The organism is Dietzia sp. Alg238-R159 (assembly GCF_900537145.1).
Taxonomy (GTDB): Bacteria; Actinomycetota; Actinomycetes; order Mycobacteriales; family Mycobacteriaceae; genus Dietzia; species Dietzia kunjamensis.
On the sequence record NZ_UNRI01000006.1, the window covers coordinates 23,731 to 48,545 of the forward strand.

At 72.1% G+C, this 24,815-nt stretch carries 25 protein-coding genes; 10 read left to right on the top strand and 15 right to left on the bottom strand.

Annotation, left to right across the window (positions count from 1 at the left end; all coding sequences use genetic code 11):
* Nucleotides 1-18: 18 nt before the first annotated feature.
* Together G6R20_RS13640 and G6R20_RS13645 are read right to left on the bottom strand one after the other, a co-directional pair.
* Nucleotides 19-390 (bottom strand): hypothetical protein, encoded by a 372-nt coding sequence (locus G6R20_RS13640; protein WP_120285641.1) that lies wholly within the window; start codon nucleotides 388-390, stop codon nucleotides 19-21.
* On the bottom strand, nucleotides 387-788 hold the full coding sequence (locus tag G6R20_RS13645) for a DUF202 domain-containing protein (RefSeq protein WP_096906397.1): 402 nt from the start codon (nucleotides 786-788) through the stop codon (nucleotides 387-389). Before G6R20_RS13645 ends, G6R20_RS13640 begins: the two co-directional genes overlap by 4 nt.
* A gap of 68 nt (nucleotides 789-856) precedes the next feature.
* On the opposite strand from G6R20_RS13645, the gene G6R20_RS13650 reads away from it, so the two are divergent.
* The gene (locus G6R20_RS13650) at nucleotides 857-1,861 is read left to right on the top strand and encodes a bile acid:sodium symporter family protein (protein ID WP_069390147.1); all 1,005 of its coding nucleotides are present in this window, start codon (nucleotides 857-859) and stop codon (nucleotides 1,859-1,861) included.
* 33 nt (nucleotides 1,862-1,894) lie between these two features.
* Here G6R20_RS13650 and G6R20_RS13655 read toward each other — a convergent pair whose 3' ends face one another.
* The 4 genes from G6R20_RS13655 to G6R20_RS13665 all read right to left on the bottom strand — a co-directional run bounded on the left by G6R20_RS13655 (nucleotide 1,895) and on the right by G6R20_RS13665 (nucleotide 4,112).
* On the bottom strand, nucleotides 1,895-2,467 hold the full coding sequence (locus G6R20_RS13655; protein WP_275898262.1) for a VanZ family protein: 573 nt from the start codon (nucleotides 2,465-2,467) through the stop codon (nucleotides 1,895-1,897).
* Between the two features lie 84 nt (nucleotides 2,468-2,551).
* Entirely contained in the window at nucleotides 2,552-2,980 is a 429-nt protein-coding gene (locus tag G6R20_RS18535; protein WP_205475887.1) for an alpha/beta fold hydrolase, read from the bottom strand.
* Complete coding sequence (locus G6R20_RS18540) at nucleotides 2,981-3,403, bottom strand: alpha/beta fold hydrolase (RefSeq protein WP_205475889.1); 423 nt, start codon at nucleotides 3,401-3,403, stop codon at nucleotides 2,981-2,983.
* A gap of 10 nt (nucleotides 3,404-3,413) precedes the next feature.
* Nucleotides 3,414-4,112 carry a type 1 glutamine amidotransferase domain-containing protein gene (locus G6R20_RS13665; RefSeq protein WP_096906399.1) on the bottom strand — a complete coding sequence of 233 codons (699 nt, stop codon included), beginning with the start codon at nucleotides 4,110-4,112 and terminating at the stop codon, nucleotides 3,414-3,416.
* 902 nt (nucleotides 4,113-5,014) lie between these two features.
* Between G6R20_RS13665 and G6R20_RS13670 the strand changes: the two genes are divergently transcribed.
* Both G6R20_RS13670 and G6R20_RS13675 read left to right on the top strand, forming a co-directional pair.
* Nucleotides 5,015-5,344: a hypothetical protein gene (locus tag G6R20_RS13670; RefSeq protein ID WP_163376692.1), complete on the top strand. Its 330-nt coding sequence runs from the start codon at nucleotides 5,015-5,017 to the stop codon at nucleotides 5,342-5,344.
* Nucleotides 5,345-5,464: 120 nt separating this feature from the next.
* On the top strand, nucleotides 5,465-6,022 hold the full coding sequence (locus G6R20_RS13675) for a GNAT family N-acetyltransferase (protein WP_163376693.1): 558 nt from the start codon (nucleotides 5,465-5,467) through the stop codon (nucleotides 6,020-6,022).
* Nucleotides 6,023-6,058: 36 nt separating this feature from the next.
* Here G6R20_RS13675 and G6R20_RS13680 read toward each other — a convergent pair whose 3' ends face one another.
* Nucleotides 6,059-6,511: a MarR family transcriptional regulator gene (locus tag G6R20_RS13680; RefSeq protein WP_240341470.1), complete on the bottom strand. Its 453-nt coding sequence runs from the start codon at nucleotides 6,509-6,511 to the stop codon at nucleotides 6,059-6,061.
* A gap of 72 nt (nucleotides 6,512-6,583) precedes the next feature.
* On the opposite strand from G6R20_RS13680, the gene G6R20_RS13685 reads away from it, so the two are divergent.
* Nucleotides 6,584-7,828 carry a cytochrome P450 gene (locus tag G6R20_RS13685; RefSeq protein ID WP_154831011.1) on the top strand — a complete coding sequence of 415 codons (1,245 nt, stop codon included), beginning with the start codon at nucleotides 6,584-6,586 and terminating at the stop codon, nucleotides 7,826-7,828.
* A gap of 22 nt (nucleotides 7,829-7,850) precedes the next feature.
* Here G6R20_RS13685 and G6R20_RS13690 read toward each other — a convergent pair whose 3' ends face one another.
* Both G6R20_RS13690 and G6R20_RS13695 read right to left on the bottom strand, forming a co-directional pair.
* The gene (locus G6R20_RS13690; protein ID WP_119193280.1) at nucleotides 7,851-8,186 is read right to left on the bottom strand and encodes an AzlD domain-containing protein; all 336 of its coding nucleotides are present in this window, start codon (nucleotides 8,184-8,186) and stop codon (nucleotides 7,851-7,853) included.
* Nucleotides 8,183-8,887, bottom strand: a complete 705-nt coding sequence (locus G6R20_RS13695) for an AzlC family ABC transporter permease (protein ID WP_163376694.1) — start codon at nucleotides 8,885-8,887, stop codon at nucleotides 8,183-8,185. The genes G6R20_RS13690 and G6R20_RS13695 overlap by 4 nt, the downstream gene beginning before the upstream one ends.
* A gap of 84 nt (nucleotides 8,888-8,971) precedes the next feature.
* Here G6R20_RS13695 and G6R20_RS13700 point away from each other — a divergent pair, with 84 nt between their 5' ends.
* Nucleotides 8,972-9,403, top strand: coding sequence for a VOC family protein (locus tag G6R20_RS13700; RefSeq protein WP_163376695.1), 432 nt, complete (start codon nucleotides 8,972-8,974; stop codon nucleotides 9,401-9,403).
* A 44-nt stretch (nucleotides 9,404-9,447) separates the two neighbouring features.
* On the opposite strand, the gene G6R20_RS13705 is transcribed toward G6R20_RS13700, so the two are convergent.
* Nucleotides 9,448-10,695 carry an MFS transporter gene (locus tag G6R20_RS13705; RefSeq protein WP_240341471.1) on the bottom strand — a complete coding sequence of 416 codons (1,248 nt, stop codon included), beginning with the start codon at nucleotides 10,693-10,695 and terminating at the stop codon, nucleotides 9,448-9,450.
* Nucleotides 10,696-10,780: 85 nt separating this feature from the next.
* On the bottom strand, nucleotides 10,781-11,413 hold the full coding sequence (locus G6R20_RS13710) for a YqgE/AlgH family protein (RefSeq protein ID WP_163376696.1): 633 nt from the start codon (nucleotides 11,411-11,413) through the stop codon (nucleotides 10,781-10,783).
* A 103-nt stretch (nucleotides 11,414-11,516) separates the two neighbouring features.
* On the opposite strand from G6R20_RS13710, the gene G6R20_RS13715 reads away from it, so the two are divergent.
* Nucleotides 11,517-12,938 carry an MFS transporter gene (locus tag G6R20_RS13715; RefSeq protein ID WP_163376697.1) on the top strand — a complete coding sequence of 474 codons (1,422 nt, stop codon included), beginning with the start codon at nucleotides 11,517-11,519 and terminating at the stop codon, nucleotides 12,936-12,938.
* Here G6R20_RS13715 and G6R20_RS13720 read toward each other — a convergent pair.
* The 4 genes from G6R20_RS13720 to G6R20_RS13735 all read right to left on the bottom strand — a co-directional run bounded on the left by G6R20_RS13720 (nucleotide 12,858) and on the right by G6R20_RS13735 (nucleotide 17,769).
* Entirely contained in the window at nucleotides 12,858-14,171 is a 1,314-nt protein-coding gene (locus G6R20_RS13720) for a hypothetical protein (protein ID WP_163376698.1), read from the bottom strand. The genes G6R20_RS13715 and G6R20_RS13720 overlap by 81 nt on opposite strands.
* Nucleotides 14,172-14,206: 35 nt before the next feature.
* Nucleotides 14,207-15,490, bottom strand: coding sequence for a glycosyltransferase 87 family protein (locus G6R20_RS13725; protein ID WP_163376699.1), 1,284 nt, complete (start codon nucleotides 15,488-15,490; stop codon nucleotides 14,207-14,209).
* Nucleotides 15,487-17,028 carry a CCA tRNA nucleotidyltransferase gene (locus tag G6R20_RS13730; RefSeq protein ID WP_227022314.1) on the bottom strand — a complete coding sequence of 514 codons (1,542 nt, stop codon included), beginning with the start codon at nucleotides 17,026-17,028 and terminating at the stop codon, nucleotides 15,487-15,489. Before G6R20_RS13730 ends, G6R20_RS13725 begins: the two co-directional genes overlap by 4 nt.
* Before the next feature lie 408 nt (nucleotides 17,029-17,436).
* A complete protein-coding gene (locus G6R20_RS13735) occupies nucleotides 17,437-17,769 on the bottom strand; it encodes an antibiotic biosynthesis monooxygenase (protein WP_067720170.1) in 333 nt (110 codons plus the stop codon).
* A gap of 100 nt (nucleotides 17,770-17,869) precedes the next feature.
* Between G6R20_RS13735 and G6R20_RS13740 the strand changes: the two genes are divergently transcribed.
* The 4 genes from G6R20_RS13740 (at nucleotide 17,870) to G6R20_RS13755 (ending at nucleotide 24,807) form a co-directional block, all read left to right on the top strand.
* The gene (locus G6R20_RS13740; RefSeq protein ID WP_163376700.1) at nucleotides 17,870-18,952 is read left to right on the top strand and encodes an alpha/beta hydrolase family protein; all 1,083 of its coding nucleotides are present in this window, start codon (nucleotides 17,870-17,872) and stop codon (nucleotides 18,950-18,952) included.
* 70 nt (nucleotides 18,953-19,022) lie between these two features.
* Entirely contained in the window at nucleotides 19,023-20,336 is a 1,314-nt protein-coding gene (locus tag G6R20_RS18810; RefSeq protein WP_240341472.1) for an NUDIX hydrolase, read from the top strand.
* Entirely contained in the window at nucleotides 20,333-22,951 is a 2,619-nt protein-coding gene (locus tag G6R20_RS13750; protein ID WP_163376701.1) for a hypothetical protein, read from the top strand. Before G6R20_RS18810 ends, G6R20_RS13750 begins: the two co-directional genes overlap by 4 nt.
* Nucleotides 22,948-24,807 (top strand): murein biosynthesis integral membrane protein MurJ, encoded by a 1,860-nt coding sequence (locus G6R20_RS13755; protein ID WP_163376702.1) that lies wholly within the window; start codon nucleotides 22,948-22,950, stop codon nucleotides 24,805-24,807. Before G6R20_RS13750 ends, G6R20_RS13755 begins: the two co-directional genes overlap by 4 nt.
* The last annotated feature ends 8 nt before the right edge of the window (nucleotides 24,808-24,815 follow it).

Sequence of the window (24,815 nt, forward strand, 5' to 3'; positions counted from 1 at the left end):
GCCGCGCGCTCTCAGCTGCTAGTTCGACAGGCTGACCAGCACGGCGACCAGGCCGCAGGTGGCCATCACGACGACCAACACCACCAGACCGACGTTGTGGTCCGCCCGAGTCTGCGGCACCTCGGCCCCGCGGACGAAGCGCCCGACTCGCCGCTCGTGGTGACGCTGCACCCGGAGCAGCGCCAGCAGCGGGACCACGGTGAGCAACGAGAACACCGACGCCCAGAACACCGACGTCTCCGCCACCAGCTTGGCGATGAGGATGATGTTCACGCCCACCACGGCCCACGTCCGCGCCCACGACAGGCTGGTGCGCTCGGCGGCCAGTCCCGCGTCGGGCGGCACCGCCCGCGGTTCCACCCCGATCCGCCGCTGCCGGGGCGTGCTCATGCGAAGGTGCCGCCCAGGATCGCCACGATGAGCAGGACCGCGCCGATCGAGATCCCCAACACCAACAGGATGGATGCCTGCGGCATGGGCAGCGGCCGCTGGTGACGCATCGAGGCCTCGATCCGGATCCACCGCCGGAACGCCACGATCGCGAGGACCGCCGCCAGCACCAACAGGATGCAGGCCAGCGGCGTGCGGACGATCTCCGGGATCTCGTCCCCCGCGAAGGCCTCCATCGCCACCGCGCCCGCCGTCAACCCGAGGCTGGTGCGGATCCAGGCCAGGAAGGTGCGCTCGTTGGCGAGCGTGAACCGCGGGTCCGGTTCCTCGCCGTCCCGCAACGCCCTGGGCCGCCACCCCTCCGGGGCCTGGCCGGCCTGTCCGGCCTGTCCGGTCATCGCCTGCGCTCCGTCATGGTGCCGAGCCTATCGGTCGCCCCCCGCCGCCCTGGTGGTGGAATAGGCGGATGGGCATTCTGCGTCGTCTCCGGATCGAGCCGTTCATCCTGGCGATCCTGGCGGCGGTGGTGGTCGCCGCGTTCCTGCCCGCCACCGGTGGCGCGGCCGACGCGCTCGACTGGGTGACGACGATCGGCATCGCCGTGCTGTTCTTCCTCTACGGCGCGCGCCTCGAGCCCCGGGAGCTGGTGGTCGGCCTCACGCACTGGCGGCTCCACTCGGTCGTGCTCGCCTCGACGTATCTCCTGTTCCCCCTCCTTGGCCTGCTCGGCCAGTGGCTCCTCACGCCCGTGCTCGGCGCCTCCCTGGCCGCCGGGTTCCTGTTCCTCACGCTGGTCCCGTCGACCGTCCAGTCGTCCATCACCTTCGTGGCGATCGCCCGCGGGCACGTCAGCGCGGCGGTGGTGTCGGCGTCGGTGTCCAACCTGCTGGGTGTGGTGATCACTCCCCTGCTGGTCTTCGCCCTGATGACCACCGACGGGTCCGTGGTCATCACGTGGAACTCGGTCGGCACGATCGCCCTGCAGCTGCTCCTGCCGTTCGTGGTGGGCCAGCTCCTGCGGACCTGGGTCCTGCCGGTCATCCGCAGGATCAAGCGGATCGCCCTGTTCGACAAGACCGTCATCGTGCTGGTGGTCTACGCGGCGTTCTCCGACGGGGTCGCCGACGGGATCTGGTCGACGATCGGCGTCGGCGAGTTGGCCTGGCTGATCGTCGCGTGCTGCGTGCTGCTCGCGGTGGTGCTGGGTCTGACCGAACTCGCCTCCCGGGCCCTGGGTTTCGAGGACCGGGACAAGCGCGTCGTGCAGTTCTGCGGGTCCAAGAAGTCGCTGGCCACGGGGTTGCCGATGGCGGCCGTGCTGTTCGTCGGCCAGCCGATCGGGCTCCTGGTCCTGCCGCTGATGCTGTTCCACCAGATCCAGTTGATCGTGTGCGCGTGGCTGGCCGGCCGGTACGGGCGGGCCGCAGACACTGGCACCGACGCCGACACCGACCGCGGCGCGGGAGCGTAGGAGGCTCCGGGGGCGTGACGAGCCCGCCGCGGGTCACCGCGCCGGCGGCCTGTCCGTCCCCAGCTCCACCACTGCGGCGGGGTCGCCCAGGCGCGGACCGAGGACGACAAGGACGGCGAACACCGCAGCGGTGGTGAGCGCGAGACCGATCCACAGTGAGTGGAGGCGCGGGCCGCAGGCGCGCGCTATGAGGGCGCCGACCAGCGCCCCGGCTGTGTTGAACAGCAGGTCCGTGACGTCGGAGTGTCCCAGGGCGAGGACGTACTGGAGGACCTCGACCGTCGCGCTGATCGCCGCTCCGGTGACGACGACGACGAGGACCGCCCTGGCCCGGCCCTCCAGCAGGATGTACAGGAGCACCCCGAGCGGCACGAAGAAGGCCAGGTTGCCGAGTGCGTCGAACAGTGGGCCGAACCAGGTCTGGGCGCCCCTGAACTGAGCGAACGGTACCCATTCGACCGAGCGGCCGCGCTGGGATTCCGGTCGCCACAGTAGCCCGATCACGAAGAAGGCCTTGAGCATGGTCAGCGCCACCACCACGGCGCCGTAGGCGACCACGGCGAGCGCGGCCCAGCCTCGGACCTTCGACTCTGACGGTTGCGTCACGGGCACAATCCTCACACGGGCCCCGGCAGCGGAGGCGGTCCCGGGTCCGGCCGGGATCTCGGGCCCGGAGCGCCGTGGGCCCCGTCAGCCCCGGTGGGCATCGAGGAATGCCCGGAGTGCCGCGGCGACCTCGGCCGGGCGTTCCTCCGGCGCGAAGTGGCCACAGTTCTCGATCAGATGCAGTTCGCTGCCGGGGATCGCGGCGTGGAGGCGGTGCGCCCAGTCGGTGACCTGCCAGGTGTCGTCGGCGCCCCAGACCAGCTGCACCGGGATCCGACCGAGCCTGTCCAGCTGGTCGGAGATCTCCAGCGTGTGGCGCGGGTCGTAGTGCGCGACCTGGTGCCGGAAGAAGCTCGGTTGGCCGATCGGCCCGCTGATGAGGTCGACATACACGTCGAGCGCGGCGGGGTCGAAGTTCGCCGGGTCGCTGTGCGTCGACAGCAGCCAGTCCCGGAAGTGGGCCCGGTGCTCGGCGTCCGGCGTGCGGGCCAGCTCGTCAAGCCCGTCGGCCATCTATTCCCGGGTCCGCTCGGAGGGGTAGCTGTCGAAACTCACCACGTCGATGAGGGTCAGGGACCGCAGGCGCCCGGTCGACTGCACGCCGAAGCGTTGCGCGATCCCGCCGCCGATGTCGTGGGCCACCAGGTGGAACGTGTCGAGTCCCCACTCCCCCAACAGCCCCTCGAGGACGGCGACCTGACCGGCGATCGACGTGTCGACGTCGGGGTTCCGCGGCCGCTCCGACAGCCCGTATCCGAGGAGGTCGAAGACGTGGACGCGGTACCCGGCCTCGGTGAGGACGGGCACCACGTCGCGCCAGATGTACGACGACGAGGGCGTTCCGTGGAGAAGGACGACGGGCTCGCCCTCGCCGTGCACGCCGAACGAGATCCGGTGGCCGTCGACGACGGCGTGCCGGTCGACGATGTGGCTCACCGGCACGGAGTCAGCCGAGGTCGGAGACGATCCGCTTGGCGAGCTCCTCCGAGGACTGGGGGTTCTGACCCGTGTACAGGTTGCGGTCCACCACCACGTGCGAGGCCCACGGCTCGGCGGCCGAGGAGTAGTCGGCGCCCAGCTCGACGAGTTTGTCCTCGAGCAGCCAGGGCGCACCCTCGGCCAACCCGACCTGCTCCTCCTCGACGTTGGAGAACCCGGTCATCTTGTACCCGGCGAACGGCGAGGACGACGCGTCCTCCGAGGCCGCGAGCACGGCCGCGGGGGCGTGGCACAGCATGGCCAGCGGCTTCTCCGCGGTCACCCGCTCGGCGAGAATCGCACCGGAGGTCTTGTCCACGGCGAGGTCCTGCAGGGGACCGTGACCGCCCGGGTAGAACACGACGTCGAACTCGTTGTGATCGACGGAGGCCAGGTCGGCCGGGGAGTTCAGGACGGGCGCGAGCCGGTCGAGCGAGGCCTTCACCTTGTCCAGGGTCTCGGGGTCGCCGGCGCCTTCGCCGAGGCTGGCCTGGTCGACGGTGGGAGCACGCCCACCCGGGGTCGCGACGGTGACGGACCAGCCGGCGTCGGTGAACACCTCGTACGGGGCCACGAACTCCTCGGCCCAGAAACCGGTGGGATGCTCCGACCCGTCCTTGAGGGTCCAGTGGTCGGCTGCGGACATGATCATCAGAACGTTAGCCATACCGCGACAGTACGGCTCTCGGGACAACTCGCAACTGGTCGCTCCACATCAGTGCGGGTCGCATTCAACTGTGATCCCGATCACGAATCAGTGTCTTCTCACAGATTCGCTATGTCACCGCGATTCACTTGCTGATCGCCGTTACCTGCGGGTTCGCTTCATTCTCCGGTTTTGGCGACATATCAGCAGGTCACAGGATTATTCGCCGGCCGGTCTCGTTAGTGAGGAAAACGTTGAGGCACCGCCGACACAGTCTTAATGTTCACGCCGCATGTGCTGAGGGGTTCAGCATCCGCCCGGACGAATGGCGCACGGGCATATGACTCAAGGAGGGGTGCCCATGCGTTCGACAAGCCCGCCACTCGCTCGCTCCATGTCGCTCATGGTTCTCGCCGGATTGGTCCTGCTCGGGTTCTCGGCAGGAGCGGGAGCGGCCTGGCTCTCCGGGGGGACGGCGACAGCCACAGCGGCTGGGCCGGTGGCGTCCTCGGTGCAGCAGTCCGGCCTCACATCAGCCGCACCCTCCACTACCTCGACGCAACCTTCGTCCTCCACCTCCTCGACCTCGACCGCGCCGGCAAGTAGCGAACGACTGCCTTCGCCGAAACGCGAGTCGTCGCCGGCCCGCCCGGCCGCCGCGCACGCGCCGGTCGCGCCAGCCCGGCCGCCGGCCGTCCGGGTGCCGGTGTTCCCCGCGCAGCCGGCCGCTCCGGCCCCGTACCGGCCCGCTCCGGCGCCCGCGCCAGCGCCTGCACCAGCGCCACCGGTCCCCGAAACCATCACCATCGACCTCGGCGGACGCGGGGAGATCATCCCCCAACCACCGATCGCGCCCAGACAACTCAATATCCCCTGACGCAGAACCAGTCAGGCCCATCCCACCAAGAGAAAGAGGATCACTCATGCTCGCAGCAGCCACCGCCATCTCCGGACTGATCATTTCCGCCCTGGCGTCTCTCGGCCCCATCGCAGCACCTGTGGTTGGCGCCGCGTTGGCAGCCGGCCCAGTCGCGACCGCTGGCACCGCAATCGCTGGCATCGCCGGCACTGGCGCTGCAGCAGGCGGTTCAGCCGCCCTGGGTGCAGGTGCGGGCGCCATCGGAGCCAGTCCCCACGCAGCAGTCGGAGTGCAGAACGGAGTCACCGATGCGCTCAACCAGGCGAAGGACGCCGCTGCCGGGTCCGTCAACAACCTGAACCTCCCGGGCGTTCCGCACATCTCGTTCAACTGAGTCGGTACGACAAGCGGTCAGCCGAATAGCGCAGGCTCCGCACCCCGCGTGGCTGATCATCTCGCCGCCCTCCCCCCGCGAATGTTGGGTCTGGGAGGGCGGCGGTGCTTCAATAACCCGATGACCAGCGTGACCTACTTCCAGCAGACCGACGCCGACCACCTGCGTCCCGCTGGCCGTGCGGAGCTGACCATCTCCCGCGTCTTCCCCGCCGAGCCGTCGTTCAACTCGCGGATGTACCGCGAGATCGGCGGCGACTGGAACTGGATCGATCGGCTGGAGTGGGCAGACGGAGACTGGGCCTCGTACTGCTCCGACCCGTGCGTCAGCACGCTGCGCGCGACCCGGGGAGGCGAGGTCGTCGGGTTCGCCGAACTTCGCATGAGCCCCTGCGACGAGACCACCGGTCCAGCCTTCAACAACTCCGACGGTGCCGGGGACGACGGCGTCGACGTGGAGATCGTCTACTTCGGCCTGCTCCCCCAATTCGCCGGCCGCGGCCTGGGCGGTTGGTTCCTCTCCGAGGTCTGCCGCATCGCCTGGAACGTCCCCGGGTGCCGTCGGGTATGGCTACACACCTGCGACGACGACTCCCCCGCCGCCGTCCCCAACTACCTCTCCCGCGGGTTTGTCGAATACGCCCGCGCGGACACCGGGTGCGCTACCTGCTCGGCCTGATTCAACGGCCGGCGTGACCCAACGGCCGAGCTCGACTCACTGCTCGGGGAGCCGACTCAGCGCCCGCCCGCTCATCCGGGAGACCAACTTCTCGGACACCGCGCCGAACGCCTGCAGCTCGTCGTCGCCGAATCCTTCGAACAACCAGTCGGCGAGTCCGACGCGCGCCGTCACCACCTCATCCACGATCCGGCGTGACTTCTCCGTCAGGTTGACCAGCCGCACCCGCCGGTCGTCCGGCGGCATCGTGCGCTCGACGTGCCCGCTGGCCACGAGGCCGTCCACCAGCGCGGTCACCTGGCGCGGCGAGCAGTCGAGATACGTGGCGAGTTCCACCTGCTTGCACTCGCCCTGCAGACCCAGGACGAACAACAGCTCGAGCCGCGGCACCGTCAGGTCGTAGTTCGCCGCCGCGCGCGCGATCGATCCCGACATCTGCTCCGCCAACATCAGAGCGCGGTCGAGAATCTCACTCGAAGATAGTGCCACGTGTATATAGTTACCACTATTCACGGTTTCATCCCCGCCAGACCCGGCGGGCGACCAGCCCCAGGAGACACCATGGACGTCACCATCCCGGCAGGCTTCGACTTCACCGACCCTGACCTGTTCGAGAAGCGGCTCCCCCACGACGAGTGGCGCCAGCTCCGGCAGTCCGAACCGATCCACCGCGTCGACAAGCGCGCGGGCTCCGACGGGTTCGACGACGACCACTACTGGCTGGTCACCAAACACGCCGACGTCAAAGAGATCTCGCGCCTGACCGGGGAGGTGTTCTCCGCCGGCGAGAACACCATGATCCCGCGGTTCGCCGAGGGAACCGACCGATCGATCATCGAGGCCCAGCGGTCGATGCTCGTCAACGAGGACGGCGAGATCCACAAGAAGCACCGGCGGATCATCTCCCGCGGGTTCACCCCCCGGGGCGTGGCCGGGATGCGCGACGAGCTCGCCGACCGGGCACGCAAGATCGTCACCGCCGCCGCCGAGTCGAACGCCGACGACTTCGTCACCGCCATCGCCTCCGAGTTGCCGCTCCAGGCGATCGCCGACCTGCTGGGTGTGCCGCAGGAGGACCGCCACAAGATCTTCGAGTGGTCCAACATCATGACCAGCTACGACGCCGGCGGCGACCCCGACGCTCCCGCCATCGCGTCCATGGAGCTCATCGGGTACGCGAACGCCATGGCCGAGGACCGCGCCGCCAACCCGCGCGACGACATCGTGACCAAGCTCGTCCAGGCCGACGTCGACGGCGAACATCTCTCCGCCGAGGAGTTCGGTTGGTTCGTCACCCTCCTGGCCGTGGCCGGCAACGAGACCACCCGCAACGCCACCACCCACGGCATGGTCGCCATGCTCGAGCACCCCGAGCAGTGGGAACTGTTCAAGCGCGAGCGGCCCGAGACCGCCTACGACGAGATCCTGCGGTGGGCCTCGCCGATCACCCAGTTCCAGCGCACCGCCATGGAGGACACCGAGATCGGAGGCGTGTCGATCGCGAAGGGCGACCGCGTCCTGATCTGCTACGGCTCCGCGAACTTCGACGAGGAGGTCTTCGACGACCCCTTCAGCTTCAACATCCTGCGCGATCCGAACCCCCACGTCACCTTCGGCGGCCAGGGCCCGCACTACTGCCTCGGCGCCAACCTCGCGAAGATGCAGCTCGAGCTGATCTTCAACGCCGTCGCCGACTACTTCCCGGATCTGACCGCGCTCGGCGACCCCACGCGGCTCCGGTCGGGGTGGCTCAACGGCCTGACCGAGTGGAAGGTCGACCTGGGTAAGTGCCCGGTGGTCCACTGAGCGGCAGGCGGGGCTGGCAGGCTCACACCAGCAGGGTCTGCAGCAGCATGTAGGTCGCGGTCCCCAGCACGATGCTCGCCGCGGCCCGTCGAAACGCCAGGTGCACAGCCAGAGTGAGCCCCAACGCGACGGCCGCCGGCACCCACGAGCCGAGCTCGGTGGTCGTGTCCCGCAGGGTGTAGACCACCAGCACGACCATCACGCCAGCGGGCATCGTGCGGCCCAGATAGCGGACGACGCCGGAATCGCGCAGCCGGGTCAGCGCCAGGAACGGGGCGGCCCGCAGCGCGAGGGTCACGAGGAACATCACGCCCAGCCCGGCGAGCAGGTAGGCGGTCCCGGGCACCGCGGCGGTCACGTCGCGGCCCGCTCGGTGCGCGCGGCCCAGACGTAGCGCAGCAACAGCACTACGACGAACGCGCACAGGCCCACGATGAGCATCTGACCGGGCGCGACCACCGCCGCGACCAGGCCGCAGACCAGGCCGATCACCGGCGCCGGCAGGTCTCCCGAGGACCGCCACGCGTCCACCGCAAGCACGGCGAACAGGGCGGTCAGCGCGAACTGCAGCCCGTCCAGTCCTTCCGGCAGCGCGGATCCCACGAGCGCACCGAGGATGCCCGGCACCACCCACAGCGACTGGCAGGTGATCGCGATGGTCAGCGTCCGGGCGCCGGTCATCTCCACGCGCCGCTTGGTGGCGGTGATCGCGTACACCTCGTCGGTGAGGGCGTAGACGGCATAGAGTCGGCCGAGCCGAGAGCGGATGGATTCGATCGGGAAGCTCAGCCCGTAGAAGACGTGCCGGAAGTTCACCAGGAACGCCGCGGCGGCCAGCGAGTACAGGGGAGTGACCGCGGTGAGCAGGCCGATCGCGAGGAACTCCATGGAGCCGGCGTAGATGACGATGGAGAACACCGGTGCCCACCACCAGTCGAACCCGGCCTGCGTCATCAGCACCCCGAACGCCAGACCGAGCGGGACGAGTCCCAGCCCGACGGTCGAGCAGTCGGCAAGACCCTTGCGGATCTCTGCGCTGGTGGAGGGGGCGTGCGGCACGCCGGGCAGTCTAGCCAGCCACGATCTGGAATCACCCCCGTCGGAGCCCTTCCGCGCTCGCGCCGGTCGGCGCAGACTCGGGGCATGAGCGCACACCAGCCCGGGACCCAGCCCGCTCCCACCGTGTGGCACTGCTTCCGGTGCTCGGACGCCCACGCCGTCATCGACTGGTTGGTCGAGGCACTGGGTTTCGTCGAGACCGTCTCCCATGCCGAGGACGGCCGCATCGTGCACGCCGAACTGCTGTGGCCCGAGGGTGGCGGCATCATGCTCGGTGACCAACGGCCGGGGCCGGATGATCCCCATGCGATGCCGCCGGGAACCGGGTTGGCCTACGTGGTCACCGCCGACGCGGATGTCGTCTACGAGCGCGCCCGGGCGGCGGGCGCCGAGATCGTCATGGAGCTCCACGACACCGACTACGGGGATCACACCTTCTCCGCCCGCGACCCGGAGGGCAACGTGTGGTCGGTGGGGCAGTACCGAGGCGAACCCCTGCCGGCCGGGACGTCCTGACTCAGCGGCCGTCGGGGCAGGCCCGGCCCGCGGCCAGCCCCTCGTCAGACCCGCACGACGTCTGCGCGCGGCACCAGCGGGATCGCCACCGCGGCGACCACCGCCGCGCCCGCGAACACCGGCCAGTAGCCGACCGCCTCGATCACGGCAGCGACCAGGGGAGTGGACGCCGCGATCGCCACGAACTGCGCGGTGTTCTGCACGCCCAGCGCGCGCCCGCTCCACCGCGGGCCGGCGTATTCGGCGACGGCGGTGAACGCCAGGCCGTTGTCGGACACCGAGAGCACGGTCGCGACCACGCCGAGCGTCACGGCCACCACCCCGGGGGCTCCCAGCGCCTCGGCCACAGCGAGGGCTGCCAGGCCGCCGGTGACCGAGATCGCCACAGCGCGAAGGGGTCTCATCCGCGACCCGACGCGGTCAGACACCGCGCCGGCCACGATCCTGGCGACCGCCCCGAGCACCTGACTCGCCGTCACCACGATTCCCGCGGAGACCGCCGACCAGCCGTGCCCCAGCACGAGCCACGCCAGCAGGAACGCCTGCAGCATGCCCTGCGGCAGGACGAGGAGCACCGACGCGCCGTGCACCCGGGCCAGGTAGTCCGAGCCGCGGTACGGCGACCCGTCCGCCGGGGGACGGGTCGCTGACGCCGTGCCGGTCACCGTGGGAACCGCGGCGCTCGGCGCCGACGGGGGAGCAGCCAGGTGGCCAGGCGGGTCGGTGACGACGACGAGGGCCGCGACCGCCGAGACCACGGCCATGACCAGGGGTACCGCGAAGGCCGCGGCCAATCCGTACGACTGCGCGAGGAGAGGCAAGGTCATGGCCGCGACCGCGGATCCGGCAGGCTGCGACATCTGCCGGACTCCCATGGCGAGCCCGCGGCGGTGGGCCGGGAACCAGCTGACGACCAGCCGCCCGCTCGCGGAGTTCCCCGAGGCGGTGAAGGCGCCGGTGGCCAGCAACAGGATCGCCAGCAACGTGAACGAGTCGACGAACAGTGCGGCTGCCAGGGCGAGCGCGGCACCGACCGAGCCGGAGACCAGGACCAGCTTCTCGCTCGTCCGGTCGACGAGCCAGCCCCAGGCGATCAGCGCCGTGGCCATGCCCACCAGCGGCATCGCGACCAGCACCCCGGCCCGCGAGAGTGACAGCCCTTCGACGGTCGTGAGGTGGGGGAGCAGGAAGCCCACGCCGACGACGAACGCCGAGCCCGACGCCGCGACGAACGTGGCGACCGCCAGCACCAGCCAGTGCCGCGGGGTCACCGCGGTCGACTCATGCTTCACCGTCTCCACCTGCACGAGCCTAGACTCGATCCCACAAACTAGAAACTGTCTCCCATATAATGGGACTCATCCGGGGCGCCGGCCGTCAGTTGACGTCCCCGTCCTGCAGGAAGGTGGCGTACAGCGGCAGCGGCATCTCCTGACGCCGCAGTACCGCACCCCACACGTCGACGCGGGCGGGGGCGAGCAGGTCGCTGGGCAGGCTGGGGGCGACGTACCAGTCGCCGCGGTCGAGTTCGTCCTGCAGCTGCCCGGGGGCCCAACCGGTGTATCCGACGAACACCCTCATCCCTTCGACGTGGTCGCGCAGCAGATCGGGGTCGCTGTCCAGGTCCACCACGTGCACCCGGCCCTCGATCTGCTGGAGCCCGACGAACCGGTCACCGTCCACGCCGGAGCCGAGCACCACCAGTGCGATCCCGGTGTCGGGTTTGACGGGACCGCCGATGTGGAAGACGGACGGGGGAGCGCAGATCTCGGCCCAGGCGGGCAGGATCGACTCCACCTCGGTCTCGCTCGGGCGGGTGATGACGACGCCCAGGGAGCCCGAAGGGTCGTGCTCGATCATGTAGATGATCGCGCGCTGGAAGTTGGGATCGGGCATGTCGGGCGCCGCGATGAGCAGCGACCCGGCGACGGGATCACGCTTGTCCATTGCGGAGTAGAGGCGGTCGCCGAACAGGCCGCCGCCGCCCAGATCGTCCGGTCCCGTGTCCATGTCCCCATGATGCCCCCGTGGCCGACGACCCACACGCGCGTCCCCTCGATCGGGTCCCGCCGCGGTGGTCACCGCTCGTGCGGCGAGCGCTACGGTGATTCGCGTGACCTCACTGTCCGCCGATCCGGTCGGCCCCCCGCGCGGACGACTGGCGGCCGCGCTGCGGGAGTCGGACGGCCTCGGCCGGTTGTCCACGGCGCGCCTGGCCGCCCTGCTCAGTGAGGGGATCCACCAGGCCGCGCTGGGCGGGATCGTGTTGTTCAGCCCCGAGTCCGCGACGACGCCCGCCGCCATCGTCGGCGGGTTCGCCGTCATGCTGCTGCCGTACTCGGTCGTCGGCCCCTTCGCCGCCGCCGCGCTCGACCGGTGGGATCGTCGGGTCGTCGTCGCGGTCGCGGCGCTGGTCAGGACGGTGGCCATTGTCGCGACCATCGCGCTGGTCGCCGCCGGCGCCGTGCACACGGGGGCGGGCCTGGCGATGTTGTTCGCGCTCTCGCTCGTGGCCATCGGTCTCGGCCGCCTCATCAACACCGGCATGACCGCGGCCATGCCAAAGGTGGTGCCCGATCGGATCCTCGCCGCCGCCAACTCGGTTCTGGTCACCGTGGGGTCGATCATCACGGCCGTCGGCGCGGTCGCGGCGTTCGCCGTCCTGGCCGTCCTCGGCGCCGGGGACGCCGCGGTGTCGTGGACCCTCGTGCCGTCCGTGGTCGCCGCGCTGGTGGGGGTGTGGGCGATCCTGGCGCTGCCGCGCCGGCACCTGGGACCCGACGACGACGAGCTCAGCGCTGATCCCGGCCGGGGCGTGGCACTCGATGCGCTGTCCCTGTTCGCCGGTGGATTGGCCGAGGGCGTCCGGGCCGCCCGGTCCACGGCCCTCGTGTGGGTGTCGCTGACCGGCGTGACGCTCGGCCGGGCGGCGTTCGGGATCACCACGATGCTGGCGATCCTGCTACTGCGCGACGCCGAGTCCGGCGGCGTGGGCGGCCCTGTCGTGGCCGGGATGGGTGGATTCGGACTGATGTCGGCGGCGGTGGCCGCAGGCATGGGCCTGGCCGCCGTCGTCACCCCCTGGGCCATCGCCCGTCGGCGGCGGATCGTCGTCGTGGCATCGGGCGCGGTGCTGTCGGGGGTCGCGCAGCTCGCGGTCGGCCCGACCCTCGAGCCGACGGCGCTGGTCGTGGGCGCGGTGGCGATCGGTCTGGGCGCCCAGGTGGTCAAGCTCGTCGCGGACAACGCCATGCAGACCGACGTCCCCGACGCCCGCCGCGGCGGGGTCTTCGCACTGCAGGACGCGCTGTTCAACTCGGCGTTCGTGGTGGGGATGGTCGCGGTCGTGCCGTTGGTGCCCGCCGACGGACGGTCGGTGTCGTTGATGCTGGTCCCGGCCGCGCTGTACGCCGCCGCCGCGGTGATCGCGGCGTTCGTCGCCGCGCGCAGGCGGTCAGGAGCCGAGCCCGAGCGAACCCGCGGCGATCGAACCGCCACCGACCGAGCCACCACCGACCGAGCCACCACCGACTGACCCTCCGCCCACAGAACCACCGCCCACAGAGCCCGCGGCGACCGAACCGCCACCCACCGAGCCTGCACCCACCGAGCCGCCACCGACCGAACCTGCGCCGACCGAACCCGCCCCGACCGAACCCGCGCCCATCGACCCGGCGGCAGCGGAACCCGCCGCAGCCGAGCCCGCCGCGGCGGAACCGACAGCTCCGGCGTCCCCACCGGCCGAGCCACCACCAACCGAGCCACCGCCGAGCGCGCCGGCGTCGATGACCCCCACGTCGAGCGATCCGGCAGCCGAGCCCGCGTCGATGTGCGGGAGCTCCAGGTGAGGCGGCTCGAAGGGCAGCGCGGCGTCGAGCCGCCCGTCGCCGTTCATGTCCGCCACGGACAGCATCCCGCTGCCCGTGTCGACGGTGATGGAGCCGTCGTCCTCGACGACCGGTTCCGCGGGTTCGGGAACGGTCCCGCCCTGCACCGGCGCGGGTTCCGGGGCCGGGGTGTGCACGACCGGCGGGGGCGGCGGCACCGGATCGGGTTCCGTGACCGGGGGAGTGGACCACCTGGCCGAATCCGCTGCAGCGGCCGACCCGTGGTGGATCGCGCCGATGGCATCCGACAGCAGGGCGCCCCAGTCCGGCAGCCCGCCCATCGCCTCCGACCCGGCGGCCAGCCCGTCCGCCCCCGCGGCCAGCGAACCGCCCGTCAGCGCGCCCGCACCCTCGGCTCCTGCCAGCACCGATCCGGACGCCAGGGAGCCGGCCCCGACGGCCCCCATGCCGAGCGAGCCGCCCCCCACCGACCCCGCCCCGACGGACCCACCGCCCGCCGAACCGGCGGCAACTGATCCACCACCCACCGAGCCACCGCCCACAGACCCGCCCCCGACAGACCCGCCGCCCACGGACCCCGCGGCGAGCGCGCCGGCTCCCCCGGCGTAGACGTTCCACACTCCGCGTCCGCCGTCATCGGCGTAGGCGGCCTGGGCGCCGGTACCCACGTCGGTCACCACGCGGTCGGCGGCGCCGTCGAGGTCCGAGTCCCACAGGGCGTCGTCGGCGTATCCGTCGCCGTCGAAGTCCAGCCACAGCGCGTCCGCGGCACCGGTTCCGAGGGTGAGGTCGGGCTCGCCCTGCCACTGCGTCGGGTCCCCGACGCCGTCTCCGAAGAAGTAGTCCATGGCCAGAATCGTGTCCCGGGAGCCCTGATCGGACCAGCCCCGATCCGCGATCTGTGGAGCGATGAACCGCATTCCACAGATCCCCATTCCGCCTTGACGGCGGGCGCTCAGCTGCTCGCGGTGGCCCTGACGAGCAGCGCGGGTTGTTCGGGATCGCCGCCCAGGTCGGGGCGGCCGAGGCGGGAAGCCCGCACACCCACGACGACGAGGAAGACCGCCGCCCAGATCAGGTAGGCGTTGCCGACGAGGTGCTCCAGCGGGCCCCAGCCGAGCTCGCGGCCCTCGCTGTGCGGCACCCACCACTGCGGCGTGCCCAGAAAGATCACCACGCCGCTGCCGGCCAGGGCGAGCCAGCCGCGCTCGTCGTCGTCGCCGTCTCGTCCCGCGCGGTCGGCCCACACCAGGGTGAGCACGACCGCGGGCACCGCCCACACCCAGTGGTGTCCCCATGACACGGGCGAGCAGAACAGGGCCACGTGACCCACCGCGACCGCGGCGGCCACCTCGTGGCCGGACCGCAGCAACCGCCACGCCACCCACGCGATCCCCAGGCCGATCGCCGCGGACACCACGAACCACGCGACCGACGCGGTGGTGTCCTCGAAGCCCAGTCGGTGCACGAACCCGTTCACCGACTGGTTGGACGTGAACGCCAGACCACCGATCCGGGCCGGGTCACGGATGGCGAAGGTCCAGTAGCGGACGGAGTCGTCCGGGGTGAGCAGGTGCCCGATCCCGGTGAACGCCAGCGCCGAGACGACCGCCGTGGCCAGCCCACGCCAGTCGCGCCGCAGCACGAAGTACAGCAGGAACACCGCCGGGGTGAGCTTGATGGCCATCGCCAACCCGGTGAGGGTGCCTCCCCACCAGCGGCCGCGGCCGCGGATCACGTCGACCAGCACCAGCGCCATGAGGAAGACGTTGACCTGCCCGAACCCGATCGTCTCGCGCACCGGGCCGAACCACAGTGCCACCGCCACCACGGCGGCGGTGAGCCACCACAACTCCCGCTGCGGGCGTTCGCACGTGCGCGTGAGCACCAGCTGCACGACGTAGGCCAGGACCGCGATGGTCGCCAGGGTGATCAGCGCGGACGCGACCGCCAACGGCACCAGCGTGAGCAGCGAGAAGAGCTGCGCCGACAGCGGGGGATAGGTGAACGGCAGGTGGGCGCCCTGGGCGAGCTGGGGCAGCTCGCCGTAGAGGTCGCCACCGTCGCGGAACACCTGCCCGCCGACGCGGTAGACGTCGAGGTCGATGCGGTACGGCGGGGTCTGCTGCAGCCCCGGGATTCCGACGGTGTGCAGCAGCGTGCCGACGACGGCGAGGACGACGACGACGACCCGCGCAGCGGCCGAACCGAGGTAGCGGTCGACCGCTCCGCCGATCATGCCGGGTCGCCGTTCTGCTCGGCGGAGCCCCCGGACCCGCCGTTCTGCTGCGGTTCGTTCTGTCCCGCCCACCAGCTCAGGAGCGCGGCCTCGGCCTCATCCCGGTCGAGCGGGCCGCGGTCGAGGCGCAGTTCCTTGAGATACGCCCACGCGCGACCGACATCGGGCCCCGGCTTGAGGTCGAGCAGCGTCATGATCTCGTTGCCGTCGAGGTCGGGGCGGACCCGGGCGAGGTCCTCCTTCTCCTCGATCTCGGCGATCCGCCGTTCCAGCGAGTCGTAGTTGGCCTGCAGCTTGGCCGCCCGCCGCTTGTTGCGGGTCGTGCAGTCCGCCCGGACCAGCCGGTGCAGGCGCGGGAGCAGGTGTCCGGCGTCGGAGACGTAGCGGCGCACCGCGGAGTCCGTCCACTGACCCTCGCCGTACCCGTGGAAGCGCAGGTGGAGGAACACCAGGCCGGAGACGTCCTCGATCATCTGTTTGGAGTACTTGAGCGCACGCATGCGCTTGCGCACCATCTTCGCGCCGACCACCTCGTGGTGGTGGAAGGTCACGCCGCCGCCGGGCTTGGGCGCCCGCGTGGCGGGCTTGCCCACGTCGTGCAGCAACGCCGCCCAGCGGAGCACCAGGTCGGGCCCCTCGGGTTCGAGGTCGATGGCCTGCTTGAGCACCGTGAGCGAGTGCCAGTACACGTCCTTGTGCTGCATGTGCTCGTCGCGCTCGAGCTTCATGCCGGGCACCTCCGGCAACACCCGGTCCGCCAACCCGGCCTCGCACAGCATGTTGATGCCGTCGATCGGGTAGTCGCCGAGAATGGTCTTGTCGAGTTCGGTCCGCACCCGTTCGACGGTGATGCGGTCGATCTCCCCGGTCATCTCCGCCATCGCACGGAACACCCGCGGCGCGAGGGTGAACCCCAGCTGGGAGACGAACCGGCAGGCCCGCAGCATGCGCAGCGGGTCGTCGGAGAACGACTGCTCCGGTGCGGCCGGGGTGTCCAGGACGCCGGCGAGCAGGGCGTCCATCCCGTTCAGGGGGTCGACGAACTCCTGGCGCCCGTCCGGGTGCAGACGCACCGCCATGGCGTTGACCGTGAAGTCGCGCCGGATCAGGTCACCGTCGAGGGTGTCACCGAAGACGACCTCGGGGTTCCGGGTCACCCCGTCATAGGAGTCGGCACGGAACGTGGTGATCTCGATCTGCTGCTCGATCCCGCCACCGTCCCGCTTGACGGCCGAGAGCGTGCCGAACTCGATCCCGGTGTCCCACACCGCGTCCGCGTAGTCGTCGAGGATGGCCCGCACCGTCTCGGGCCGGGCGTCCGTGGTGAAGTCCAGGTCGGTGCCCAGTCGGCCGAGCACGGCGTCGCGGACACTGCCACCCACCAGGTAGAGCTCGTGCCCGGCGTCACCGAACGCCGTCGCGAGTGGGGCCAGCACGTCGGCCAGGTCGTTCATCGTGGTCTGGGCGCCCGCGAGCAACCGGACCCGGCGCGCCTCGACCTCCGCCGGGTCGGGCCGGGAACCCGGTCCGTCCTGCAACGCCGAGAACACCGCGGCGTCGTGTCGATCGGAGGCGGATCGATCGGCGGCGGCGCTGCTGTCGGCGGCACTGCGGTCGGGGGTCGGTCTGCGGGCTGTCACGGGCCCGACTTTACCGAGTGGGCCCGACAATCCCTGACCCGCGCGCTCGGGGCCGGGCGGGATCAGCCCCGTGGGCCGGATGGGCCCGGTGTGAGCCGGGTCCACGAGTGGGCAGGGCCGCGCCGGCGGCCGGGCGGGGGCACCGCCGGCACACGCAGTCCCGGGTACACCGCCTCGCCGACCTCTGCTGCCGGAATGTACGCCGATCACCGGGTCATGCTGCGGGAATGGACCATTCGGGGCGCGCAAGTCGACAAGGCAGCGCATCCGGGCCGGATGCGCTGCCGGAATGCCCGGCGCGCCGCCTCACCCACCCGCCGCGACGACCTTCGACCACAGCGGGTCCACGGCCTCCACCTCGGGCGGGCCGCTCAGCAGCGGGCTCGACTCCTCCAGGTATCGCAGGTAGGCGGGGTTACCGAGGAACTCCTGGGCGGCCGCGGCGTCCCGGTAGTGCTGGAACACCACCATCACGTCCGGATCCACGTGGGACGCGCACAGCACATAGGCCCGGTGCCCGTCGTTGGCCTGGACGGCCTCGGGCATGTGCCGGCGCCACACCTCGATCAACTGGTCGCGACGGCCCGGCTTGGCCCGGTGTCGCAGGACCAGGGCGTGGGTGGACGGGCCAGAGCTCATACCGCGGACTCTAGCCGCGCCCGCCGCCGCGGGACCGTCCCCGGCCGCCACGAGACCGACATTCTGTCCCGTGATACAGAAGCGATCTAGAGTGACGGGTGTGTCTCGTCGTCGTCGTATATACCCACGCCCGTCACCCACCCGTCGGCGCATCGCACCGACGGCCGTCGCGCTCACGGCCGCGGTGGCGCTGACCGGCGCGGTCCACCCGCTCGCAGGCGCGCAGTCCGCCGGCGGCGTCGACACCTCCACGGCCCTCGGATTCACCACCTCGCCCCGCCCCACCGCGCCGCCCCCGGCCGACACCTCGCGGCCACAGATCCTGCGCGTCCAACCGGTCGAGGGCCGCAAGGTGCTCGCCGACGTGTGGTCCCCGTCCATGGCCAAGGCCGTCCCCACGTTCCTCCTCCTCCCCGCGAGCCCGTCGCCGGCACCGCTGTTGCTCCTGCTCAACGGCGTGGGCGGGGGAGAAGACCACGTCGGCTGGGCCTATCACACCGACTACGAGGACTTCTTCGCCGACAAACACGTCCTGGTCGCCAGCCCGGAGGGCGGCCGGTTCAGCCTCTACACCGACTGGCAGCGCGAGGACCCCGTCCTCGGCGTCAACCGCTGGCACACCTTCCTCGACTCCGAACTACCCGCCGCGCTCGCCGGCGCCCACGCCCTGAACGGCACCCGCGGCGTGATCGGCGTGTCCATGTCCGGCGGCCCGGCGCTGACCCTCGCCGCGCGGAGCCGACACCACTACGCCGCCGCCGCGTCCCTGTCCGGATTCCCCGAGGTCTCCACTCTGTTCGGTCGCGCCGCCATGACCGCCATGGTCGCGCGCGGCGGCGGCAACGTCCACAACGCGTTCGGCCCGCCGGACGACCCGGCCTGGCTCGCACACGACCCCTCCCACCATGTCGAGCGCCTCCGCGGCACCGCCCTTTACCTCGCGTCCGCCCCCGGCAACCCCGGCCCGCACGACTCGCCGGAGATCGGGTCGGCGACCTTCGCCATCGGGGCGCCGACGGAGCTCGCCGCCGACCTGGGCACCCGCCACATGGCCCGCGCGCTGCGGGACGGCGGCGTGCCCTTCACCTATGACCGCTACCCGAGCGGCGCCCACACCTTCGCCCTGTTCACCCGCGAGTTGCGGGATTCCTGGCGGGTCGTCGGTCCGGCGCTCGGGGCCTGACCCGCACGCGGCCGGGCCGCGGCGCGCCGTGGATTCCGGTCCACTCACCCCCGGCCGGTAGCATCGATGGGTGTCCGAAGCCGATCGTCCCGCCGAACCGCGCGCCAACGCGCCGCGGCGTCGTCGTGCGCGTCGGCCCGCCGGACCCGGCGCCGCGGGACGCGACGCCGCAGGTCAGAAGCGGGACAGCGCTGCCGCGAAGGGGTCCGACGGCCAGCGCGGCGCGCAGGGCGACAAGCAGAAGTCGACGCCCCGGGACACCGGGGGCGGCGGCCAGAAGCCAGGTCAGAAGTCCGGCCAGGGGGGCCAGTCCGGGCCCACCGGGTCCTCCGGTCCCTCCGGCGACGGTCAGTCCCGGCAGGGGCGGCGTCGCCGCCGCGGCGGACGCGGTCGGCGGGGCGGCCGGGGACAGGGCCGCGCACCCGAGAACCAGAACCAGCCGTCGAGCCCCGACGCCACCCACACGGTGAAGACCGGCGACGGCACCGCCGGCGCCACCTCCCGCCAGGCCCCCCGTCACCCGCGTCAGCCCGGCCGGTCCAAGTCGGGCGGCGGTGGCCAGGCGAGCTCCACCAACACCACCCGCACGTCCGCGCCCGCGAAGGCCGGCGGCGGCACCGGGTCCAAGACCGGCTCCAAGGCCGGTGGCAAGGGCGGGTCCAAGGCCGCGGCCAAGACCACCAAGCCCGGCACCCACCAGGGCGGCAAGGCCGGCGCCAAGAACGCCCGCGGCGGTCGCGGGGGCGCGCGGCATCCCCGCGGTGGCCAGCGCCTCAAGACGGTGCTGGAGACCTCGGCCGGCGGCCTGGTGGTCCGGAACCTCGCGCAGGCGGGGGAGGGGCCCGAGCCCGACCTGTCCCGGCTGGAGGTCGCCCTCATCGGTCGGCTGGACCGCCGAGGCCGCATGCTGTGGTCCATGCCGAAGGGGCACATCGAGCCGGGGGAGACCGTCGCGGAGACGGCCCGGCGCGAGGTACTCGAGGAGACCGGTGTCGACGGCACCGTCCTGGCTCCGCTCGGCACCATCGACTACTGGTTCGTCGCCGAGGGCCGGCGCATCCACAAGACCGTCCACCACCACCTCGTCCGCTACGACCACGGCGAGTTGTGCGACGAGGACCCGGAGATCACCGAGGTCGCCTGGTTCGCGTTCGACGACCTGCCCCGGCGCCTCGCGTACCCGGACGAGCGGCGACTGGTCGAGTCCGCCCGCACCCTGCTCCCGGACTTCGCGCGCGCCGAACTGGCCGGCGACAATCCCCCGCCCGCCGACGCGCAGATGGTGGACCCGTCCCGCCGGGCGGACGGCCCCGAGCCGGTCCGCCGCACCGGGGCGCACGGCGTCACCCCTCGCGACCACGCGCCGGAGGAGTCCGGGCCGTGACCGGGCGGCCGGTTGGGCGCGCAGTCCGGGCGGTCGTCCCGACGGCACTGTGTGCGGCGCTGGCCCTCGGCCCGCTGTGGGGTGTCCAGCCGGCCGGGGCCATCACCCCCGCGGAGGCCGCGGCGGCCGGGTACATCCCCAATCCGGCGCCGACACTGGCCCGGATCACCATCGACGAGATCTCCCCGACCGTCCTCGACGGGGCGGGTGGGCCGGGCGGGGCGGGTGGCGGGGGCCGGGTCGCGGTCGGCACCGAGTCCGGGGTCCCGGTCGTCACGGTGTCCGGCACCATCACCAACGTCGGCGACATCCCCCTCGAGTCGGTCGACGTCCGGCTCCAGCGCGGGCCCCGCGCCGCCGACGCGGAGGCGGTGCGCGAACCGCTGGTGTGGTCCGAGCCGTCGTTCGCGGTCCGCGGCGAGTTCCTGCGGGTGGCCGAGACCGTGGCGCCGGGGCAGTCCGTGCCGTACCGCGTGTCCATGCCGGCCCGGGAGATCCCCGGCGACCCGGCCCCCGACCTGCAGCTGACCGAACCCGGCATCTATCCGCTCCTCGTCAACGTCAACGGCACCCCGGAGGGCGGGTCGCCCGCGCGACTCGACGACGCCCGCACCCAGTTGCCCGTGCTCGAGGCGCCGCGACCGGCGGCGCTACCGGGGGTCGACGACGACGACGAGGTGGTCGCACCCGGGCCGGCGGACGGGCGGGGCCCGGCGCCGGTCCCGCTGACCATGATGTGGCCGCTGGCGGCGGCACCCACGCGGATCGCGACGGTGCCCGGAGCGGAAGGCCCGGACCCGGTGGTCGCGTTGACCGACGACTCGCTCCTGCGCGAGCTGTCCGAGGGCGGTCGGCTCACCGGGCTGGTCCGGGCGGCCGACGACGCGTTCGACGGACCCGGCGGGCAGGACCTGCGACAGGCGGTGTGCCTGGGCGTGGACCCGGAGCTGCTGGGGACCGTGTCCGAGATCGCCGACGGCCGCGCCGTGCTCATCGGGAACGGCACCGGCGGCGACGACGGGGGTTCCTCCGGGCGGAACCGCGGCGGCCGGGAGGACCCGGAGCGGTCCGCCCCCGCCGATCCCGGGGCGGTGGAAGCCGACGCCGAACGCTGGCTGGACGAGCTGCGGGCGCTGGCCGAGGGCACCTGCGTGGTGACGCTGCCGGCCGCCCAGGCCGGCCTCGAGGCGGTCGGCGCGGTGGGGTCCACCGAGCTCACCCGGGCCGCGCTGGACAGCGACGATTCCGTGGAGCGGATCCTCGGGGTGTCCCCGATCCCCGACGTGTTGGTCCCCGCGTCCGGGACCCTGCTGCCCGGCACCGCCGAGGCACTGGGGGAGCCCGGCGCCACCGCCGTGGTTGCGGCCCCGTCGACGCGGACCGACACCGGTATCGTCCCGCCCCCCGGGATGGTGGGGTTGGCCGGCACCGACGGCGGACGCGCACTGACGTATTCGGCGCCGATCGGGGCGGCCCTCGCCGCGACCGGGTCCGCGCCGGAGAACCCGCGCTATTCCGACCCCGACACCCGGTACTGGCTGACCGCCGACTCCGCGGCGGCCCGACTCCAGAACGCGAGGGCCGCGCTCCTCGCGCCGGTCGTGGACGCCATCGACGCCGGGCCCGCCCCCATCGCCCCGCTCGCGGCCGGCGCCGGGCCTTCCGCGGGCACCGGTCCCGCTGCCGACACCGGGCCCTCGGGCCCGTCCGACGATCAGGGGGTCCTGGCCGTGCCGCCGCAGGTGTGGAGCGTCGACGGCGAGGCCGCCGGCTCGCTGCTGGAGACCCTCGGCGCCCAACTGGCGGCGGGGAGGATGCGCGCGGTGCCGCTCACCGAGCGCCTGGCCGGACCGGTCACCGTCCCGGACGGGTCCCTGGCGGACGACCCCACGGGCGCCGTCGACCCGGGGGCCGTGGACCTGGCCGGGGTGGACCGTCGCGTCTCCGACGCCCTGCGGGGGATCGGCACGCTGCGGTCACTGGTCGACGCCGCCGATCCCACCTCGGCGGACGCCGAGGGCCACCTCGACCCGATGGTGACCGAGGCCCTCCGGGCCCTGTCGGAGACCGGCCGGCGGGCGGGGGGAGACGGCACGTCGCCCGGGTCCGGTACCGGGGCGGACGCCCGCGCCGCCACCGCCGAGCGTCTCGACCGCCTCGAGCAGACGGTCTCCCGCTCGCTCGGCAGGGTGGACCTGCTGCCGCCCGGCAGCGTGTTCACCATGGCCAGCCCCAACAGCCCACTGCTGCTGGTGACCCGGAACGCGTTGCCCTTCCCGGTGCGGGTCGGCGTCACCGTCACCGCGCCGGACGACATCACGGTGGAGCCGGTGGGGGTCGTCCAGATCCCGGCCTCGGGCTCGCGGACCCTGCAGGTGCCCACCCAGTCCGATGCCGAGGGCGGCGTACGCCACACCGTGGCGTTCGTCCTCGAGGGTCCCGACGGGCGCCCGCTGTCGGAGCCGGTGGAGCTGTCCGTCCAGACCGGTGGCTACCCGGTCGCCCAGGCGTTCGCGTTGGCCGCGGCCGCCCTCGCCCTCGTCCTCGGGGGCCGGCGGTACCTGCGCTACCGTCGGGGCATCCTCGACCCCGCGGACGAAGGGCACCGACCGTGAACGACGAGCAGGGGTCCCCCGGACCCGAACTGCGCAGACCGGATCCCGGACTCCGCGGCCGACGCCGTGAGCCGGGCAGTTGCGTGCTGCCGGGCCCGGCCTCCCCGCCGCCGGTCGCCGACTCGTTCATCCCGGACGCCGCGCCCGCGCCGTCGATCGCGCGGCCGATCGCCCCGACCCCGGAGCGGTCCGCAGCGCGGCCGGCGACGCCCGGCGGGGGGACCGGGGCACGGAACCGCGACTCCTCCGACGCGTCGGTGATGCGCTCGACGGGATCGATGGCCGTGGCCAACCTCGCGAGCCGCATCACCGGGTTCGTCCGGATGATCCTCATCCTCACCGTGCTCGGCCCCGCCGTGGCGTCGGCCTTCAACACCGCCAACACGCTGCCCAACATGATCACCGAGCTCGTCCTGGGTTCGGTGCTCACCGCGATGTTCATGCCGCTGCTGGCCAAGGCCGCGCAGGAGGACGAGGACGGGGGCGTGTCCTTCATCCGTCGCCTGCTCACCGTGACCTCGGTCCTGGCACTGGGGGCGACCGTCGTGGCGGTGGCGTGCGCGCCGCTGCTCACCGAGCTCAACCTGGGCGACGGCGAGGTCAACACGAACCTGGCCACCGCGTTCGCGTTCCTGCTGCTGCCGCAGATCTTCTTCTACGGCGTGTTCTCGGTGATGCTCGCGATCCTCAACTACAACGGTGTCTTCCGTCCCGGGGCGTGGGCGCCGGTGTGGAACAACCTGGTGGCCATCGCGACACTGGTGCTGTTCGCGGTGGTCGGCAGCGGCATCGACCCGGCCGCGCCGGTCAACCTGCTCAGCGCGCCCATCCTGTTGTTGGGCCTGGGCACCACCCTGGGCGTGGTGCTGCAGGCGGCGGTATTGGTGCCGGCCCTGCGTCGCGCGGGCGTGGACCTGCGCCCCCAGTGGGGTCTGGACCCCCGCATCACGCAGTTCGGCGGGCACGCCGTCGCCGGTGTGACCTACGTCCTGATCTCGCAGGTCGGTCTGGTCATGACCAACCGCATCGGGTCGGCTGCGGACGAGGCCGCCATCGCTATCTACCAGACCTACTGGCTGCTGTTGCAGGTCCCGTACGGGATCATCGGCGTCACCCTGCTCACCGCCATCAACCCCCGCCTGGCGGACAACGGGGTGGCCGGCCGCAACGACGCGGTGGTGCGGGACATCTCGCTGGGGACGCGGCTGTCCCTGTTCGGGCTGCTGCCGATCATCGCGTTCATGACCGCGTTCGGCCCGACGATCGCCACCGGCCTGTTCCGCTACGGGAACTTCGACGCCGAGAGCGCCCAGGTGCTCGGCCTGACCCTGACCTTCGGCGCGTTCACGCTGGTGCCCTACGCCGTGGTCCTGCTGCAGCAGCGGGTGTTCTACGCCCGCGAGGACTACTGGACGCCGACGGCGATGATCCTCGCGATCACGGTCGTCCGCGTGATCCTGTCGCTCCTCGTCCCCGTGGTCGCCGACCAGCGGTCCCACGTGGTGATCGGCCTGGCCCTGGCCAACGGCATCGGCTGGGTCGTCGGCGCGGTCGCCGGGTTCGTCCTGCTGCGGTCGAAACTGGGGTCCCTGCGTGGTCGCGAGACCCTCCGGTCGGCCTCGTGGACCCTCGGCGCGTCGATCGTCGGCGCCCTGGTCGCACTCGCGGTGGACACGATCCTGCCGATGGACGCCCTCACCGACGCCGTCGGAAGCATCGGGTTCGTCCTGCGTGCCGGTGTCGCCGCCGTCATCACCCTCGCGGTGACCGGTCTGATCCTGTCGCGGTCCCGGTTGCCGGAACTCGACTCGATCACCCCCGTTCTCCGCGGACTCGTGGGGCGTCTGAGGAGATAGTCGAATCC

Excerpts from the sequence above, each read along its gene's own strand:
- G6R20_RS13720 (WP_163376698.1), bottom strand. The coding sequence starts at position 14,171 with ATGCGGTTCATCGCTCCACAGATCGCGGATCGGGGCTGGTCCGATCAG.
- G6R20_RS13645 (WP_096906397.1), bottom strand. The coding sequence starts at position 788 with ATGACCGGACAGGCCGGACAGGCCGGCCAGGCCCCGGAGGGGTGGCGG.
- G6R20_RS13735 (WP_067720170.1), bottom strand. The coding sequence starts at position 17,769 with ATGAGCTCTGGCCCGTCCACCCACGCCCTGGTCCTGCGACACCGGGCC.
- G6R20_RS13700 (WP_163376695.1), top strand. The coding sequence starts at position 8,972 with ATGAGCGCACACCAGCCCGGGACCCAGCCCGCTCCCACCGTGTGGCAC.
- G6R20_RS13725 (WP_163376699.1), bottom strand. The coding sequence starts at position 15,490 with ATGATCGGCGGAGCGGTCGACCGCTACCTCGGTTCGGCCGCTGCGCGG.
- G6R20_RS13710 (WP_163376696.1), bottom strand. The coding sequence starts at position 11,413 with ATGGACACGGGACCGGACGATCTGGGCGGCGGCGGCCTGTTCGGCGAC.
- G6R20_RS13650 (WP_069390147.1), top strand. The coding sequence starts at position 857 with ATGGGCATTCTGCGTCGTCTCCGGATCGAGCCGTTCATCCTGGCGATC.
- G6R20_RS13670 (WP_163376692.1), top strand. The coding sequence starts at position 5,015 with ATGCTCGCAGCAGCCACCGCCATCTCCGGACTGATCATTTCCGCCCTG.
- G6R20_RS13675 (WP_163376693.1), top strand. The coding sequence starts at position 5,465 with ATGACCAGCGTGACCTACTTCCAGCAGACCGACGCCGACCACCTGCGT.
- G6R20_RS18535 (WP_205475887.1), bottom strand. The coding sequence starts at position 2,980 with ATGGCCGACGGGCTTGACGAGCTGGCCCGCACGCCGGACGCCGAGCAC.
- G6R20_RS13685 (WP_154831011.1), top strand. The coding sequence starts at position 6,584 with ATGGACGTCACCATCCCGGCAGGCTTCGACTTCACCGACCCTGACCTG.
- G6R20_RS13640 (WP_120285641.1), bottom strand. The coding sequence starts at position 390 with ATGAGCACGCCCCGGCAGCGGCGGATCGGGGTGGAACCGCGGGCGGTG.
- G6R20_RS13665 (WP_096906399.1), bottom strand. The coding sequence starts at position 4,112 with ATGGCTAACGTTCTGATGATCATGTCCGCAGCCGACCACTGGACCCTC.